Origin of the sequence: Lapillicoccus sp., assembly GCF_036559105.1 — a bacterium.
Classification (GTDB): Bacteria; Actinomycetota; Actinomycetes; order Actinomycetales; family Dermatophilaceae; genus Lapillicoccus.
In genome coordinates this window covers 20,693-36,988 of record NZ_DATBTV010000137.1, presented here as the reverse complement: position 1 = coordinate 36,988, position 16,296 = coordinate 20,693, and the positions used below count along the sequence as shown (strand labels likewise).

General features: G+C 71.6%; 17 protein-coding genes. 9 read left to right on the top strand and 8 right to left on the bottom strand.

Annotated elements, in window-relative coordinates; genetic code table 11:
* The 5 genes from VIG79_RS16860 to VIG79_RS16840 all read left to right on the top strand — a co-directional run.
* Positions 1–345: serine hydrolase (locus VIG79_RS16860; protein WP_331887703.1), on the top strand; the 345-nt coding region annotated here is incomplete at its 5' end.
* A 55-nt stretch (positions 346–400) separates the two neighbouring features.
* Entirely contained in the window at positions 401–1,108 is a 708-nt protein-coding gene (locus tag VIG79_RS16855; RefSeq protein WP_331887701.1) for a GntR family transcriptional regulator, read from the top strand.
* A gap of 81 nt (positions 1,109–1,189) precedes the next feature.
* Positions 1,190–2,992 (top strand): allophanate hydrolase, encoded by a 1,803-nt coding sequence (atzF, locus tag VIG79_RS16850; RefSeq protein ID WP_331887699.1) that lies wholly within the window; start codon positions 1,190–1,192, stop codon positions 2,990–2,992.
* A 45-nt stretch (positions 2,993–3,037) separates the two neighbouring features.
* Positions 3,038–3,772: a cysteine hydrolase gene (locus tag VIG79_RS16845; RefSeq protein ID WP_331887697.1), complete on the top strand. Its 735-nt coding sequence runs from the start codon at positions 3,038–3,040 to the stop codon at positions 3,770–3,772.
* Positions 3,773–3,795: 23 nt separating this feature from the next.
* Positions 3,796–5,424 carry a hypothetical protein gene (locus tag VIG79_RS16840; protein ID WP_331887695.1) on the top strand — a complete coding sequence of 543 codons (1,629 nt, stop codon included), beginning with the start codon at positions 3,796–3,798 and terminating at the stop codon, positions 5,422–5,424.
* 76 nt (positions 5,425–5,500) lie between these two features.
* Here the strand turns inward: VIG79_RS16840 and VIG79_RS16835 are convergent, their stop codons facing one another.
* The 6 genes from VIG79_RS16835 to pip all read right to left on the bottom strand — a co-directional run bounded on the left by VIG79_RS16835 (position 5,501) and on the right by pip (position 10,830).
* Positions 5,501–6,382, bottom strand: a complete 882-nt coding sequence (locus tag VIG79_RS16835) for an alpha/beta hydrolase (protein WP_331887693.1) — start codon at positions 6,380–6,382, stop codon at positions 5,501–5,503.
* A 69-nt stretch (positions 6,383–6,451) separates the two neighbouring features.
* Positions 6,452–6,910 carry a hypothetical protein gene (locus VIG79_RS16830; protein WP_331887691.1) on the bottom strand — a complete coding sequence of 153 codons (459 nt, stop codon included), beginning with the start codon at positions 6,908–6,910 and terminating at the stop codon, positions 6,452–6,454.
* Between the two features lie 31 nt (positions 6,911–6,941).
* The gene (locus VIG79_RS16825) at positions 6,942–7,298 is read right to left on the bottom strand and encodes a VOC family protein (protein WP_331887689.1); all 357 of its coding nucleotides are present in this window, start codon (positions 7,296–7,298) and stop codon (positions 6,942–6,944) included.
* A gap of 43 nt (positions 7,299–7,341) precedes the next feature.
* The gene (locus VIG79_RS16820) at positions 7,342–7,827 is read right to left on the bottom strand and encodes a DUF1269 domain-containing protein (protein ID WP_331887687.1); all 486 of its coding nucleotides are present in this window, start codon (positions 7,825–7,827) and stop codon (positions 7,342–7,344) included.
* Between the two features lie 74 nt (positions 7,828–7,901).
* Positions 7,902–9,560 carry a DUF885 domain-containing protein gene (locus VIG79_RS16815; RefSeq protein WP_331887685.1) on the bottom strand — a complete coding sequence of 553 codons (1,659 nt, stop codon included), beginning with the start codon at positions 9,558–9,560 and terminating at the stop codon, positions 7,902–7,904.
* Positions 9,561–9,852: 292 nt separating this feature from the next.
* On the bottom strand, positions 9,853–10,830 hold the full coding sequence (gene pip / locus VIG79_RS16810) for a prolyl aminopeptidase (protein ID WP_331887683.1): 978 nt from the start codon (positions 10,828–10,830) through the stop codon (positions 9,853–9,855).
* Between the two features lie 217 nt (positions 10,831–11,047).
* Here pip and VIG79_RS16805 point away from each other — a divergent pair, with 217 nt between their 5' ends.
* A complete protein-coding gene (locus VIG79_RS16805) occupies positions 11,048–12,394 on the top strand; it encodes a lanthionine synthetase LanC family protein (RefSeq protein ID WP_331887681.1) in 1,347 nt (448 codons plus the stop codon).
* A 26-nt stretch (positions 12,395–12,420) separates the two neighbouring features.
* Here the strand turns inward: VIG79_RS16805 and VIG79_RS16800 are convergent, their stop codons facing one another.
* Positions 12,421–12,873 carry a response regulator transcription factor gene (locus tag VIG79_RS16800; protein WP_331887679.1) on the bottom strand — a complete coding sequence of 151 codons (453 nt, stop codon included), beginning with the start codon at positions 12,871–12,873 and terminating at the stop codon, positions 12,421–12,423.
* 32 nt (positions 12,874–12,905) lie between these two features.
* Here VIG79_RS16800 and pyrH point away from each other — a divergent pair, with 32 nt between their 5' ends.
* The 3 genes from pyrH to VIG79_RS16785 are packed head-to-tail and all read left to right on the top strand — an operon-like array spanning position 12,906 to position 15,186.
* Entirely contained in the window at positions 12,906–13,649 is a 744-nt protein-coding gene (pyrH, locus tag VIG79_RS16795; RefSeq protein WP_331887677.1) for a UMP kinase, read from the top strand.
* Between the two features lie 39 nt (positions 13,650–13,688).
* Complete coding sequence (gene frr, locus VIG79_RS16790; RefSeq protein WP_331887675.1) at positions 13,689–14,246, top strand: ribosome recycling factor; 558 nt, start codon at positions 13,689–13,691, stop codon at positions 14,244–14,246.
* A gap of 34 nt (positions 14,247–14,280) precedes the next feature.
* Positions 14,281–15,186 (top strand): phosphatidate cytidylyltransferase, encoded by a 906-nt coding sequence (locus tag VIG79_RS16785; protein ID WP_331887673.1) that lies wholly within the window; start codon positions 14,281–14,283, stop codon positions 15,184–15,186.
* A 92-nt stretch (positions 15,187–15,278) separates the two neighbouring features.
* On the opposite strand, the gene VIG79_RS16780 is transcribed toward VIG79_RS16785, so the two are convergent.
* Complete coding sequence (locus tag VIG79_RS16780; RefSeq protein ID WP_331887671.1) at positions 15,279–16,274, bottom strand: phosphotransferase; 996 nt, start codon at positions 16,272–16,274, stop codon at positions 15,279–15,281.
* Between the last annotated feature and the right edge of the window lie 22 nt (positions 16,275–16,296).

The following is a 16,296-nucleotide window of genomic DNA, read 5'->3' as shown; positions in this document are numbered from 1 at the left end:
GCCGGCGCGGGGTCGATCATCTCGTCCCTCGACGACCTCAAGGTCTGGGGCCGGGAGATCGCCGAGGGCCGCCTGCTGCAGCCCGCGACCCAGGCGGAGCGGCTCAAGGCCCGGCGGTTCAACGGGGCCCCGGTCAACCTCGGCTACGGCCTGGGCTGCGAGCGGGTCAACGACTTCACCGGGCACAACGGTGCGATCTACGGGTTCAGCACGGTGGTCTTCCGTTATCCGCCGGGGGACCTCACCCTCGCCGTCGTCGGCAACGAGTCGACCAACTCCACGACGCCCACCTCGACGTTCGGCTACCAGTTCATCCGGCAGTTCTACCCGGCCCAGTGGTCCTGAGCCTCACGCGGGTCGCGTCATCCGACACCTAGGCTGAGGGTCTGGAGGTGCACCGATGGTCGGATCGTCCGGGTCCGCGACGTTCGGCCCGAGCCTGGTCGAGCTGACCACGCGACGGCTTCGCGACGAGATCCTCAGCGGTGCCGTGGCACCGGGGGAGCGGCTCATCGAGGAGCAGATCTGCCGGCGGTTCTCGATCAGCCAGTCCCCCGTGCGGGAGTCGTTGCGGCTGCTGGCCCAGCAGGGCCTCGTCGAGCACCTGCCCCGCCGAGGGGCCCGTGTGGCGGTCTGGTCCGACGAGGACGTCCAGCAGCTCTTCGCCCTGCGGACGGTCCTGGAGCGCTACGCGATCAGCACGGCCCTTCCCCTGACCCCCACGAACGGCACCGACCCGCTCGCCGAGGTCCGCCGGCACCTCGACCGGATGGCCGCCGCAGAGAAGGAGGGCGACCAGCTCGCCGAGGACGACGCGCACCGGGACTTCCACGCGGCGATCGTCGCGCTGGCCGGGAACCGCCAGCTGGATCTCATGTACGAGCCGGTCATGCTCAAGCTGCAGCGCCCGATGGCGGTGAACCTGCGCGCTGAGGCGGCCGCGCTGGGCCCCGGGGAGGGGATCCGCCGGCACCGCGAGCTGATCACCGCCCTCGAGACCGACGACCCGCAGGTCGTCATCGAGGCGCTGGCGAAGCACGGCAGCCAGCGATACCTCACCCCAGCGCCCGCCTGGGCCGCGGGTTCCACCGCCGGATCCGAGGCGTGAGAGCGGTCGGACTCACCGACCTAACACACTCTTAACATCGGGGAAACCCGCCGTCTTTCCTCGATTCTCGATAATCGAGCGGTGTTGAGGCAGCAGATGGACGCGGGTCCCACCCTCGGGCCCTCGGTGGCCGAGCTGGTCGCGCGGTACCGCGAGGGAGGGCTGCGGCCCACCGATGTGGTGCACGAGACCTTCGACCGGATCCGGCGCCGCGGCGACGACGGCACCTGGATCAGCGTGGCCGGCGAGGCCGAGCTGACGGCGCGGGCGACCGAGCTCGAGGAACGGGTGGACCCCGCCTCGGCCCCGCTCTACGGCGTCCCGTTCGGGGTCAAGGACAGCATCGACGTCGCCGGGGTGCTGACGACGCTCGCGTGCCCCGACTACGCCTACCGCGCGACCGTCACGGCGCCGGCGGTGCAGCGGCTGCTCGACGCCGGGGCGATCTACGTCGGCAAGACCAACCTCGACCAGTTCGCCACCGGGCTCAACGGGACGCGGACCCCGTACCCGATGCCCCGCAGCGTCTTCGGTGGGAACCTCATCTCCGGTGGGTCCAGCTCCGGGTCGGCGCTCGCGGTGGCGCACGGGGACGTCCCGTTCGCGGTGGCCACTGACACGGCCGGTTCCGGACGGGTACCGCCGGCGCTCAACGGGATCGTCGGCTTCAAGCCCAGCCGCGGGCTGATCAGCACGGTCGGGCTGGTGCCGGCCTGCCGGTCGCTCGACTGCCTCAGCCTCATCGGCTCCTCGGTCTCCGACCTCGCCCACGTCTTCGACGTCGCGGCCGCATACGACCGCCGCGACCCGTATGCGCGGACGCGTCGTCGCGACCGGCTCGACCCGCTCACCCTGCGGGTCGGCCTGCCCCCGATGGGCGAGCTGGAGTTCTTCGGCGACGAGCCGATGCGGCGGGCGCACCACGAGGCCCGGTCGCAGGTCGAACGCCTCTTCGCGCGGACCACCTCGGCGCCGTTCGGTCCCTTCCTGGCGGCCGGGCAGCTGCTCTACCAGGGCCCCTGGGTCGCCGAGCGGCTCACCGAGTTCGGCGACTTCGTCGCCTCCCACCCCGGCTCCGTGCTCCCGGTGATCCGCGAGATCCTCGGCAGCGCCGCCGCCTACTCCGCCGTCGACGTCTTCGCCGCCGAGCACCGGCTCGGCGAGCTGCGGGCCGAGGTCGCCGCGCTGTGGGAGGACATGGACCTGCTCGTGCTGCCCGCCCTCGGGACCACCTTCACGACCGATGAGGTCCTGGCCGACCCGATCGCGACCAACACCGCGCTCGGCCATTACACGCACTTCGGCAACCTCCTGGACCTCTGCGCGGCGGTGGTGCCGGCCGGCGTGACGTCGGACGGACGCCCGGCGGCCCTGATGGTGCTCGGCCCTGCACTGGCCGACGACCGCGTCCTCGGCGCGGCCGCCGCCCTGGCCGGCGCGAGGACCGCACCGGCCACCCCCTGGGCGGTGACCGGGCCTACGTCCCGCACCACCCTCGTCGTCGTCGGCCACCACCTCGCGGGACAGCCCCGCAACGGGGACCTCACCGACTGCGGCGGGTACCTCCTCGCCCGCACCACCACCTCCGCGGACTACCGGCTCCTCCGGTCCGGCGGCGCCACCCCGGTTCCGGCTCTCGTCCGGGCGACCTCCGCCGGTGCGGCGATCGAGGTCGAGTCCTGGTCCGTCCCCTCGCACGCCGTGCCCGCCATCCTGGCGGGCTCGTCGCCCTCCATCTGCCTCGGCCAGGTCACCCTGGCCGACGGCAGCGTCCAGCTCGGCTTCGTCGGGGGCGCGTCGATCGTGACCGACCCCGACGCCGTCGACATCACCAGCCATGGCGGTTGGCGCCGCTACCTGGCCTCCGTGGCCGCCGGCCACTGACGGCGACCACCACTCGCATACCTGCTCGTCCCCAAGGAGCCTGCGATGTTCCCGACACCGTTCCCGACACCGTTCCCGACACCCGAGAGCAGCGCCGACGAGATCGTCGTCGACGCCCTCCCGTCCCCCTTCCCGATGACCGTCGCGACCACCGCCCTGGTGGTCATCGACATGCAGCGCGACTTCCTGCTCCCCGGCGGGTTCGGCGAGACCCTCGGCAACGACGTCGGCCAGCTGCAGAAGGTCGTCGAACCCCTGGCCGTCGTGATCGCCGCGGCGCGCGCGGTCGGCATGACCGTCATCCACACCCGGGAGGGGCACCTGCCCGACCTGTCCGACTGCCCTCCGGCCAAGCTGCAGCGCGGCAAGCCGTCGCAGCGGATCGGCGACCCCGGTCCGCAAGGCCGCATCCTCATCCGCGGCGAGTACGGCCACGACATCGTCGACGAGCTCGCCCCCATCCCCGGCGAGCTGGTCATCGACAAGCCCGGCAAGGGCGCGTTCTACGCGACCGAGCTCCAGGACGTGCTCTGCGCCGCAGGGATCACCGAGCTCCTCGTCACCGGGGTGACGACGGAGGTATGCGTTCACACCACCGTCCGCGAAGCCAACGACCGCGGCTACAACGCCCTCGTCCTGTCCGACTGCGTGGGCTCGTACTTCCCCGAGTTCCAGCGGGTCGGGCTGGACATGATCGCCGCCCAGGGCGGCATCTTCGGCTGGGTCGCCGACTCGTCCGCCCTCCTCTCCGCCCTCTCCGTGCCGGTCCTCGCCGGCTGACCCGTTCGCCTCCAGGAGCCCTCATGAGCCTGCTCAAGCCCCGGTCCGCCCTGCCCGAAGAGAGTCCCTCGGCCTCGTCGGACACCCCGTCACTGAACCTGCCCTGGTGGACGAAGGGCGACACCAACGCCTTCTTCGGCCTCGGCTTCAACATCCTGGTCAACGTCCTCACGCTGACCTCGCTGCTGATCTTCGTCGTCCAGGTCCCGACCCGCGACGTGCTCGGCACCGTGCTGCCCGCCCTCGGCATCGCCATGCTGGCCGGCAACATCTACTACACGATCCTCGCCCGCCGGCTGGCCCGGCGCGAGAACCGGCTCGACGTCACCGCCCTGCCGTACGGGCCCAGCGTCCCGCACATGTTCATCGTCGTCTTCGTCATCATGCTGCCGATCTACCTGGCCACCAAGGATCCTGTGCAGGCGTGGCAGGCCGGGCTCGCGTGGGCGTTCGTCATCGGCGTCATCGTGCTGATCGGCGCGTTCATCGGGCCGTTCATCCGCCGGATCACGCCGCGGGCCGCGATGCTCGGGACGCTCGCCGGCATCTCGCTGACCTTCATCTCGATGCGGCCGGCCGGGCAGATCTGGGCGGTCGCGTGGATCGGCCTGCCCGTGCTGGGCATCATCCTCGTGGGCTTCTTCACCAACATCCGGCTCCCCGGCGGTATCCCCATAGGGCTCGCCGCCCTGCTCGTCGGCACGGCCATCGGGTGGATCGGTGGGTACATGTCGGTTCCCGACGTCTCCGCCGCGGTGAAGGAGATCGCCATCGCCGTCCCGACGTTGCACGTCGGGATGCTGGCCAGCGGGCTGGGCCAGCTGGCGCCCCTCCTCGCCACCGCCATACCGCTGGGCGTCTACAACTTCGCGGAGGCGATGAGCAACGTCGAGAGCGCGTCGGCGGCCGGCGACAGCTACAACCTGCGCAGCGTCCTCCTTGCCGACGGGTCCGGTGCCATCATCGGGGCCGCGCTCGGCTCGCCGTTCCCGCCGGCCGTCTACATCGGCCACCCGGGTTGGAAGGCGACCGGCGGCCGGACCAGCTACTCGATGGGCAGCGGCATCTTCATCGCGGTGCTCTGCTTCCTCGGTCTGTTCGGCGTGCTGACGACGCTGCTGCCGATCCCGGCGATCGTCCCGATCCTGCTCTACATCGGGCTGCTCATCGGCGCGCAGGCGTTCCAGTCGACGCCGCGGGTCCAAGCGGCCGCTGTGGTCGCGGCGATCCTGCCGAACCTCGCCTCGTGGGGCACCGGCCTCATCGACAACGCCCTGGCCGCGGCCGGCACCAGCGCCGACAAGGTCGGCGAGGAGGCCCTGACGAACGCCGGCCTCGTCTACCAGGGGCTGAAGATCCTCGGCGAGGGCGCCGTGCTCGCGGGCATGGTGCTCGGCTCGATCGTCGCGTTCATCATGATGCGCAAGTTCGTCAGCTCCGCGCTCGCCGCCGCGCTCGGTGGAGTGCTCAGCTGGATCGGGCTGATCCACGCCAGCGAGGTCTCCTGGGCCGCGCAGCCGTCCGTCGCTCTCGGCTACGCGATGCTGGCCGTCGTCCTGCTCGCGTTCGCCTACCGGAACCGTTCCGAGTCGGCGGTTCCCGAGGAGGATGACCCGGCCGACCTGGCCGACCCCGTGGTGGCCGAAGCCTGATCGCCCAGCAGCAGCCCCAGGACCCGACGGGGTCCTGGGGCTGCTGCTCGTCCGGCTGACGCGGAACCGCGTCCGGTCAGGCCTTGGAGTCGAGGACCTCGTGAAGCCGCTCCGCGAACGCCTCGGGCTGACCCGCGTACCCGAACTCGCCGCCGAGGAAGCCGCCGTGGTGGCTGGGGAACTCGACCACCTCCTGGCCGAGGGCCTGTGCCATGGCGACCGACGTGCGACCGGTGATGGTGTCGCGCGACTCCACGCCGACACCGATGACGACCCGCGTCGGCGCGGCGTTGAGGGCGTCGGCGTCGGGACGGTACGCGGTGATGCCGGCGGCGGTGCCCGACAGCAGCGGGTCGTCGCGGCCACCGTCGTCCTCGGTCGGCATCCCGAACATGGCCGGGTCGGGCGGCGGCTGGGCCGCGTAGGCGTCGTTGAACTCACCGTGCCAGGACGTCAGGGCGATGAACTGCGCCATGCCCGCTCCGAACCCGCGCTGGTGGTAGGCGTCCGTAACGGCTCGTTCGGCGGCGAACGCGCCGTCGGCGTCGGGGAGCAGCGCCAGGAGCGGCGGCTCGTGGGCGACGAGGATCCGGACGTCGTCCGGGTGCTCTGCCACCAGCGCGAGGGAGTTCACCGCGCCACCGCTGCTGGCGAAGATGTCGACCGGAGCACCGATCTCGGTGATAAGGGCGTGCAGGTCGGCGACGTGCAGCTCCGGGGAGCGCTCCGTCCGGCCGTCCTTGCGCACGCTGCGGCCGACGCCCCGCGGGTCGTAGACCACGACGGTGCGCTCCGGGAAGTACTCGGCCACGGTGAAGAAGCCCTCGGCGGCCATCGGGTGTCCCGCCATCAGCAGCGGCGGCCGGCCGTCGGTGGTGGGCAGTGGTCCCACGACGTCGTACACGAGGTCGACGTCGGGGGTGTCGAGGGTGTGCGTCTGCTTCTCCATGGTCTCCATCTCGGGGGCCTTTCTGGGTGAGTCCGGTGACATCGCGTCGTCAGTACAGACCCGGGCGAGGCACCGAACTCATCGGCCGGCGGACGACTCGACGCTGTCGATACGGCTCGCCAACCGGTCCAGCCCGTCGCGGATCATCCGCCCGTAGCCGTCGTCGCCGAGCGCGGCCACCGCCTCGAGTCCCGCGCTCAGCTGCTCGGCGGCCTCGGCCGTCCGGCCCTGTCGGAGGAACCCGTCGCCGAGGTTGAGGTGCAGGCTCGGCGCGAGGCCGGTCGCGTCGGGGATGCCGACCGCGGCCAGGTCGGCACCACGCAGGTGGGCGTACTCCGCCAGCGCGGTTGTGTCCCAGGCGACCTCGTCGTCCACGGAGTCCTCCACGTCGGCGAGGTAGTGCGCCAGCACGCAGCGGAAGGCGTGCTCGGGCAGGTCGGTCTGCTCCCAGCACGCGAGCAGCGCCTGCCGCCCGATCATGCGGTCACCGGTCTGCGCGAGGCCGATGGCCTCGAGGATCGTCGGCCACTCCAGCATGACCGGGACCGTAGCGCAGGGCGGCGACGACTCAGGTCGTCTGGTAGACGCCGAGCTCGTTGCCCGCCGGGTCCTGGAAGTGGAACCGCCGGCCGCCCGGGAACTCGTAGGGTCCGTTGGTCACCGTGCCGCCCGCGTCCTGCACCGAGCGCACGGTGGCGTCGAGGTCGTCGGACCAGAGCAGCACGAGGACGCCGTCGGGAGACGGCGTGGAGGCGGCGGTCAGCCCGCCGACCTCCCCGTCGCCCTCGGCGGCCCGGATCCCCGCATACTCCGGACCGTAGTCGGTGAACTCCCAGCCGAACGCTGCGGAGTAGAACGCCTTGGCGGCGGCGATGTCGGGGGCGGCCAGCTCGACGTAGTCGATGGTGTGGTGCGTATGCGTCATTCCGCGACTCTGCCGCGCCCCACTGACACCCGGCGGTATCGCGTCAGTCGAAGGTCTCGAGCAGCAGGGACCGCTCCGCGCCGGTGAGGTTCGTGCTGACGAGGTGGCCCTGGAAGCCGCGGAACCGCTCGCCCAGCCGGTCGAGGTTGCCCTCATCGGTGACCGCGAACAGGACCGAGGTGCCGGGAACGGTTTGATCTCGGATGGACTCGAGCTGCTCCTTGGTGATGCCGACGCCCTGGAGATGCTTGTAGAGCGCCCCGGCTCCGGCACCGATCGCGACCGCTCCGAGCATGGGGACGAAGAAGAGGGTCCCGACCAGGAGCCCCCAGAACGCCCCCCAGCCGGTGCCCCGCCACTCGTCGTCACGGCTGTGCCGCAGGACTGGCTTCTCGGCTCCCTCCGGCCACTCGAGCACGGCACGGTCGATGACCTTCACGAGGCCCTCGCCGCGCGCGAGGTCGAGCTGCTCGCGGGCCGCCTGGGCACCCCCCGGGGTGTCGAACTTCCAGGCCGTGAACGTCGTCATTGCGTCCTCCTCGTCGTGGACGGGCCGGCGCCGTCGCAGGCTTAGCCTGCCACCCTTCGCCCCTTCAGAACACGTCAGGGCAGCCGTGCGACCACCACCCGCTCGAGCACGTCGAGCGGGAGCGACCCCGAGTCGAGGACCGCCGAGTGGAACCGCCGGACGTCGAACCCGTCTCCCTGGCGCTGCTCCGCCTCACGCCGCAGCCGCTGGATCTCGAGGCGCCCGATCATGTAGGACGTCGCCTGTCCCGGCGACACGACGTAGCGGTCGATCTCCGGGCGGACGACACCGGCGGACAAGGGCGAGTTGTCGAGCATGAACTGGACCGCTTGCTCCCGGCTCCAGCCGAGGGCGTGCAGGCCGGTGTCGACGACGAGACGGCTGGCCCGCATCGAGTCCGCCGACAGCATCCCGAGGCGCTCGACCGGTCCGGTGTAGAGACCCATCTCGTCCGAGAGCCGTTCGGTGTAGAGGCCCCAGCCCTCGCTGTAGGCCGAGTTGCGCATGTGCTTGCGGAACTCGGGGATCGAGGACAGCTCGCCGGCGATGGCGATCTGGAGGTGGTGCCCGGGGATGCCCTCGTGGAACGCCATCGCCTCCAGCTCGAACGTGCCCCACGCCGTCGGGTCGGTCACGTTGACGAAGAAGGTGCCGCCGCGGCTGCCGTCGGACGCGGGCGGGAAGTAGAAGGCCTTCGCGCCGGTCGTCGTTCCCTCGACGGCGCACGGCGCCTGCGGCAGCACCTCGAACCAGTCGGTCATCGCCGCCCAGGCGCGGGCCATCGCCGTCTCCGACGCGGTGACCAGCTCGTCGCCGCTGGTGAAGTGCAGCGTGGGGTCGTCGCGCATCCGGTCGAAGATCTCCCGCAGGTCGGACGTGCCAAGGGCCTCTGAGCCGAGCGTGCGGTACTCCGCGCCCAGGGACTCGATCTGGGCCAGCCCGATGTCGTGGATCTCCCGGGCGGTGAGGTCGGTGGTCGTGAAGTACCGCAGGGTCCGGGCGTATGCGTCGTCGCCGCCGTCGAGGTGCGTGAGACCGGCGCGGTCGTCGGGCCTCGCCTGCGGCAGGACCTCGTCGCGCAGCACGTCGCGGTACGTCGCCAGACCCGGACGAAGCCGGGTCTGCACAGCGGTCGCCAGCCGGCCCCGCCAGGCGTCGAGTTCGATCCCGTCCGGCGGTCGCAGCGCGGTGACGAACGGGTCGTCGTCGAGCGGACGAGCCAGCGCGCCCTCGATCTGCGCGATGGTCCCGGAGACGGCGAACGCCGCGGGAGCCCAGCCGTGGGCGAGTCCCTCGCGGTGCCGCTGCCCGACGTCGGCGAACCACCGACCGGCGCCCACCAGCATGTCGGGCATCGCGTCGGCGACCTCGGCGTCGGGAAGCGTGAGCATGCCGAGGATCAGTGGAAGGGCGTCCTGCAGGCCGAAGATGGGGTCGGCCGATACCTCCGCGAGGCGGGCTTCGAGCCGGTCGGCCGTGGTGGTCGCCTGGCTGACGATCACCGCCCGCGTCGTGCGCTCCTGCTCGTCCAGGTCGGCGGCGTCGATCCCTTCGGCCCGCGCTGCCATGTCCCGCAGCCGGGCGATCTCGGCGTCCTCGGCAGCCCGGGATGCGTCCTCGAAGCGTCCGGTCGTCGGGTAGTGGCCCAGCAGGTGGGCGTCGGTCGGTTCGGCCGCCAGTTGGCCGGACCAGAACTCGTCGGACAGGGTGGTCAGCTCGTCGCGTGAGGTCACCAGCGCACGGTAGTACGCCCAGATTCCGCGCACCGTGCGTCGGTACTCGTGCCAGGCAGGGGGCCATGGGTCTCGTCCCAAGAGTGGTACCCGAAGCGGTTCGTCCAGGTGCACGGCATCCCGATGCCTACCTCAACAAGGCCTCCCGCGGTCGCGTACTGCCGGGCCATCCGGTCGGTAGCCGGCGAGGAGGCGAGTCCCGGCGACCCACCGTGACGTGCCCCGGCAGGTCCGGTGGCCGTGAGCCGAGCGAGGTCCATGACATCCTCCGCACCTACGGCGCGGGGCTGGCTCAGCGCGGCTGCCTGGACGCCGCGACCTCGCGCGCCATCCACGCCGCAGCGTCGGTCAGGATGGCCGAGGCTCCGGTGAGGCGGTGCCCCTCGTCGTCGAGGAGGTGCAGCCGAGACCCGGGCCACGCCCGGTGGAGCCGCCAGGCGGTGACCGGAGGTGTGCACAGGTCGTAGCGTCCCTGGACCAGGACGGCCGGTATGCCGGTCAGGTTCGCCGCCCCGGCCAGAAGCGAACCGTCCGGGACGAAGGCGTGGTTCAGCGCGTAGTGGGTGCTGATCCGGGCGAACCCGACCGCGAAGTACGGGTCGGCGAAGATCGCCTCGACGACCGGGTCGGGGGTGGAGAGCATCCCCGCCGTCTCCCAACGACACCAGGCCAGCGCCGCAGGGATCCGCATCGCGTCGTCGAGCGAGCTCACCCGGGCGTGGAACGCGGCGACGAGGTCGTCCCGTTCGTCCACCGGCAGCGCAGAGACGAGCTCCTCCCACCTCTCGGGCAGCAGGTGGTTGGCGCCGTCCCGGTAGACCCATGCGATCTCGCCGACGCTGTAGGTCGTGATGCTGCGCAGGATCATGCCGCGGACCCGCTGCGGGTGGGTCTGCCCGTACGCCAGTGCGAGCGTGGCGCCCCATGAGCTCCCGCACACCACCCACCGGTCGATGTCGAGCGCCATCCGGAGTCGCTCGAGGTCATCGACGAGATGGGGGGTGGTGTTCGTGTCGAGGCTGACCCGCGGGTCGGCGGCGTGCGGCGTGCTGCGCCCACAGCCGCGCTGGTCGTACAGGACGATCCGGTAGGTGCCGACATCGAACGGCCGCATCAGGGCCGGGACATGGCCACCGCCGGGGCCGCCGTGGACCAGGACCAGCGGGATCCCGTCCGGATCGCCGTACTCCGCCCACCACACTCGCTGGCCGTCCCCGACGTCGAGCATTCCCTCCTGCGTCGGGATCGGCGGGGGAGTCGGGTCGCTCACGTCCGGGTCAACGCCGCCGCTCGGACGCCGGTTCCGGTCGACCCGCACCGTCGGGCTGGTCAGGACACCCCACGAGGATCTGCATCTCGACGGACATCAGAGGACCGAGGGCGGCCGTACGCCACGCAGATCTGTATCTCGACGGACATCCGAGGGCGTGGTCGGCGGGAGAACTCACCCCTGCACCGCTGGCCCCGCGTGGTGCCACGATGCGAGGGTGACGCCGACGGATGCCGCCCGGTACCGCGAGCCGGCCGAGGCCGCGTGGCGCTGGGTGCTGGCCCAGGTCGAGGACGACGACGGCCCGCGGATCCCGGCGGGCGTGGACGTCGACACCGGCACGAGCGACCCCACCAAGGACGCCTTCCGCGACGGTCTGCACGAGGGGATCGGCGGGCTGGCCCACGTCCTGGCCGAGATCCGGCTCTCGCGGCCGTGGACCGAGGCGGAGGCCGACCTGGCCGCGGCCGTCGCCGAACGGCTGCGCTCCCGGATCCCCGAGGTCGGCGACGTCTCGTTCTTCGACGGCCTGTCGAGCATTATCGGGGCGCTGATCGCTCTGGACGCGCCGGGCGCCGACGACGCGGTCCACCGGCTCCTCGACACGGCGGAGGCCGACGGGTGGCCACCGGCGTACGCCATGTCGCCCGAGAGGCACCGACCCGGCTCCCGCATCAACGACGCGACGCTGGGCACTGCCTCGGTCCTCCTCGCCGCGGTCTGGGCGCTGCGCCGGAACGTCCCGGGCGCCCGCGCGCTCGCCAACCGGGCCGCGGACGTCCTCGTCGCCGAGGGCGAGGCCGAGCCGACCGGCACGAACTGGCGGATGGTCTCGTCCCGCTTCCTGCTCCTGCCGGCGGGGCAGATGCCGAACTGGTCGCACGGCCTTGCCGGCATCGCCGGCAGCCTCGCCGTGGCCGGTACCGAGCTGAGCCGCCCGGACCTCGTCGAGGCGGCGCGCCGCGGCGCCGAGCACCTCGTCACGCTCGGCGACGCGTCCGACGGCGGGTTCCTCGTCCCGCTCTCCATCCCGCCGGCCGACCCGGCGAAGGTCGACCCGATCTCGTACGGCTGGTGCCACGGCCCCACCGGCACCTCGATGTTCTTCCTCGCTCTCGACCGCGCCGGCGTGGCCGACGTCGCCGGGGAGCCCACGACGAGCTGGTATGCGCGCGGCCGCCACAGCGTGCGGACCTCCGGCCTCCCGGACCGGCTCCGCCCCGGCTTCTGGGACAACGACGGCCGCTGCTGCGGGACCGCCGGTGTCGGCGACGCCATTCTCGACGCCTACGCGAGAGCCGGCGACGACGCCGACCTGGCCTTCGCCGTGCGACTGGGGGACGCGCTCGTCGAGCGGGCCGTCGTCACCGACGGCGTCGCCTACTGGCGGTTCGTCGAGCATCGCGACGAGAACCCGCTGCGGCCGCCCGGCGTCGGCTGGATGCAGGGAGCCGCGGGGATCGCCGCCTACCTCTTCCGGCTGGCCCGGGTCCTCGAGACCGGCCGGGACGCGCCGGCCGTCCAGCGGATGGAGAACTGGTGGGCGGTCGACATGTCTCGGTAGGCCAGTCGGCTGAACATCGGCGGGCGCTAGATCAATCCCGCTGTGCTGGCCTCGTAGACCGCCTCGGCACGGCGGGAGACGCCGAGCTTGCGCAGGATGTTGCCCACGTGGAACTTCGCCGTGGTCTCCGAGATGTAGAGGCGGGCGCCGATGTCGCGGTTGGACATCCCGCGGGCCAGCAGCGTGAGCACCTCGGTCCCACGGGAGGTCAGCTGGTGGGCGCTCGGGGTGTCGGCCTGGTTGAGCCCGCGCACCATGGCCGACGCGCTGCGGGCGTCGAACGCGCTCTCGCCGCGGCTCACGTCGCGGATCGCCCGGATCAGCGACGAGGTGTCGACGTCCTTGACGATGTAGCCCCGCGCGCCGGCCCGGACCGCGCGCAGCAGCAGTGAACGCCCTTCTCGGAGTGAGGGTACCTGGCGTGTCGAGCCGGTCGGCCGGTGTGGAAGGATCGCCGGACGCAACGGATGACGTGACATCGCTCGCGTAGGACTCCCCGGGAGGTCGCCCTGTGACGCTCGCCAGCACCGCCGACGGAGAGCGGCCCCGGTTCCACCGGGTGCTGCTGAAGCTGTCCGGGGAGGTGTTCGGCGGCGGGCGGCTCGGGCTCGACCCCGCCGTGGTCCGCACCATCGCCGACCAGGTCGCCGAGGCGGTCCGCAGCGGAGTCCAGGTGGCCATCGTCATGGGTGGCGGCAACTTCTTCCGCGGCGCGGAGATGCAGGCCAAGGGCATGGAGCGGGCCCGGGCCGACTACATGGGGATGCTCGGCACGGTCATGAACTGCCTCGCTCTCCAGGACTTCCTCGAGAAGAACGGGATCGAGACCCGGGTCCAGACCGCGATCACCATGGGACAGGTCGCCGAGCCCTACATCCCCCGGCGCGCGATCCGGCACCTGGAGAAGGGCCGCGTCGTCATCTTCGGCGGCGGCGCCGGGATGCCCTACTTCTCCACCGACACCGTCAGCGCCCAGCGGGCCCTCGAGATCAAGTGCGACGCCGTGCTGATGAGCAAGAACGGGGTGGACGGCGTCTACGACATGGATCCGCGGCTCCACCCCGAGGCCAAGAAGCTCGACACGCTGACCTTCGACGAGGCCATCCAGCAGGGTCTGCGGGTCGTCGACCAGGCGGCGTTCAGCCTCTGCCGCGACAACAAGCTGCCTATGGTCGTCTTCGGCATGGAGGGCGAGGGCAACATCACGCGCGCCCTGCAAGGTGAGAGGATCGGCACGCTCGTCACCCCGGTGTGACGCCCCGTTGACGACACGACGCATACGGAGAACCCCACGATGATCGACGAGACGCTCTTCGAGGCCGAAGAGAAGATGGAGAAGGCCGTCGAGGTCGCCAAGGAGGACTTCGCGGGCATCCGGACCGGACGGGCCAACCCCGGCATGTTCAACAAGCTCACGGTCAGCTACTACGGCGCCCCGACCCCGCTCCAGCAGCTCGCGTCGTTCCAGACGCCGGAGGCCCGGACCATCATCATCAGCCCGTTCGACAAGTCCTCGATGCACGAGATCGAGAAGACGCTGCGAGAGTCCGACCTCGGCGTGAACCCGAGCAACGACGGCAACATCATCCGCGTCGTGCTGCCGATCCTCACCGAGGACCGCCGCAAGGAGTACATCAAGCTGGCGCACCACAAGGCCGAGGAGGCGCGGATCTCGATCCGCAACGTGCGCCGCAAGGCCAAGACCGACCTCGACAAGCTGGTCAAGGACGGCGAGGTCGGTGAGGACGACGGGGTCCGGGGCGAGAAGGAGCTGGAGTCGATGACCAAGAAGTACGTCGACACGGTCGACTCGCTGCTCAAGGGCAAGGAGAGCGAGCTCCTCGCGGTCTGATCGGCCCACCGAGATGCCCGTACCCGCGCGCGACATGACCGACGAACCGGCGACGGCCTCCGACGAGCCGCAGGGTGCCGTCGTCGCTCCGGTGACGACCGAGGCCCAGTCGGTCAAGGTCTCCCGCGCCGGCCGCAACCTGCCCGCCGCGTTCACGGTCGGCCTGTCGCTCGGTGCCGCCGTGGTCGTGACGCTGTTCTTCGTCCCGAAGTGGACGTTCGTCGTCCTCGCGACCGCCGCGGTCTGTGTGGGCGTCTGGGAGCTGTGCCGGGCGCTGAAGGCCGGTGGGTTCAACGTCCCGATCGTGCCTAGCATCGTCGGCTGCATCAGCATGCTGGGCGCCGCCTACGTCGGGGGCGCCCAGGCGCTGCTGGTCTGCTTCGCCCTGACCTGTGTGGCGATTCTCGTCTGGCGGGTGGCCGACGGCGTGGTCGGGGCGGCGCGCGACGTCATGGGGGGCGCCCTGGTCGCGGCCTACCCGTCACTCCTCGCCGGGTTCTCCTCGCTGCTCCTTGCTCCGGACGACGGTGCGTGGCGGATGTTCACCTTCATCGCGGTCACCGTCGCGAGCGACATCGGCGGGTACACGGTGGGGGTCCTCGCGGGGCGGCACCCGATGGCGCCGACGATCAGTCCCAAGAAGTCGTGGGAGGGGTTCGCCGGTTCGGTGGTCTTCTGCATGGTGGTGGGCGTGGCCAGCGTCTACTTCACGCTGCACGGCGCGTGGTGGGTCGGGCTGGTCGCTGGGGCAGCGGCGGCCGTGGGGGCGACGGCGGGTGACCTGGTCGAGTCGACGATCAAACGCGACCTCGGGATCAAGGACATGTCCAACATCCTCCCGGGGCACGGCGGCCTGATGGACCGGCTCGACTCGTTGCTCATGAACGTCGCGATCATCTGGGCGGTTCTGGCGGTCCTGGTCCCGGTCGGGGGTGGCTGACTCGGCGGCGTTCCACCAGGATCCGCATCTCGACGCCGTCTCGAGCGCCGTTGCCGCCGCGAGCCCACCACGATCTGCATCTCGACGAAGAGCTAGCGCGTGGCGTCGAGGAGGTGGTCGATGACCTGGCGGGTGAGCGGGCGGTCGGTCAGCTCCGCCACCCAGGCTGCGGTGGCCGAACGATCCGCGTCGTCGGTGGCGTCGAGCCAGCGGTTCGCGGCCAGCTCGGCGATGTGACCGAGCACGGCCGCCGCCATGGTGAAGTCACCCGGTCCGGTCAGCCGGGCGGGCCCACCAGCGGAACGGTATGCGTCGTACAGCGCCGTGGCCCGCGCCGCGTCGACGACCGCATGGGTCGGCGCCGGGTCGGTGGCGTACTCCGTGAGGACGAACGCCAGCTCCCAGGACGGGTCGCACGGCCCGCTGTTGTCGAAGTCGAAGACCACGATCCCGCCGTCGGGCATGGCCCGGACGTTGTCGCAGAACAGGTCCCGGTGGCACCAGAGCAGATCGCCCGGGGGAACGAGCAGCCCCTCCAGAGCGACCAGCTCGTCGCGGTGTCCGGCCAGCTCGGCGGCGAACGGGGCGCCCCGGGCCACGACCCGGCCGATGACCTCGTCCCAGGTGGCCGCGCCGACGGGGGCATGGAACCAGCTCGGCACCACCCACGGTCGCGCGGACGCGACCGGACCCGGGGAGCGGGCGGCCCGCATACCGTGCAGTCCGGCGAGCAACGAGCCCACGGCCACCGGGTCCAGCGCCGGGTCGGGGCTGGCCATGTCGACCCACGCGAGCACGCCGACGCGCGACTCGCCCACCTCGGCCAGCAGTCGGCCGTCGCGGGTCCGGCGGACCGCCGGCGCGGGGAGCCCGGCCGAGACCGCGGCCTCGTGGAACGCCACCGCGGCGTAGACGTCCGTCGGGTCGGATCCGCCGGGCCCTCGCGTCTTCACGGCCCAGGAGCCGGTCGTCGAGTCGAGCCGCCAGATCTCACCCAGCCGGCCGCGAGCCACCGGACCGGCCGAGAGCGTCCCCTCGCCGAGGTCGAACGCCTCGAGCACCTCGGCGAGAGTCGACCGGTCGGTCACCGTCGGGCTCCTTCGTCGCGGG

Excerpts from the sequence above, each read along its gene's own strand:
- VIG79_RS16825 (WP_331887689.1), bottom strand. The coding sequence starts at position 7,298 with ATGACGCATACGCACCACACCATCGACTACGTCGAGCTGGCCGCCCCC.
- VIG79_RS16835 (WP_331887693.1), bottom strand. The coding sequence starts at position 6,382 with ATGGAGACCATGGAGAAGCAGACGCACACCCTCGACACCCCCGACGTC.
- VIG79_RS16830 (WP_331887691.1), bottom strand. The coding sequence starts at position 6,910 with ATGCTGGAGTGGCCGACGATCCTCGAGGCCATCGGCCTCGCGCAGACC.
- VIG79_RS16800 (WP_331887679.1), bottom strand. The coding sequence starts at position 12,873 with ATGTCACGTCATCCGTTGCGTCCGGCGATCCTTCCACACCGGCCGACC.
- VIG79_RS16820 (WP_331887687.1), bottom strand. The coding sequence starts at position 7,827 with ATGACGACGTTCACGGCCTGGAAGTTCGACACCCCGGGGGGTGCCCAG.
- VIG79_RS16845 (WP_331887697.1), top strand. The coding sequence starts at position 3,038 with ATGTTCCCGACACCGTTCCCGACACCGTTCCCGACACCCGAGAGCAGC.
- VIG79_RS16855 (WP_331887701.1), top strand. The coding sequence starts at position 401 with ATGGTCGGATCGTCCGGGTCCGCGACGTTCGGCCCGAGCCTGGTCGAG.
- VIG79_RS16785 (WP_331887673.1), top strand. The coding sequence starts at position 14,281 with ATGACCGACGAACCGGCGACGGCCTCCGACGAGCCGCAGGGTGCCGTC.
- VIG79_RS16840 (WP_331887695.1), top strand. The coding sequence starts at position 3,796 with ATGAGCCTGCTCAAGCCCCGGTCCGCCCTGCCCGAAGAGAGTCCCTCG.
- frr (WP_331887675.1), top strand. The coding sequence starts at position 13,689 with ATGATCGACGAGACGCTCTTCGAGGCCGAAGAGAAGATGGAGAAGGCC.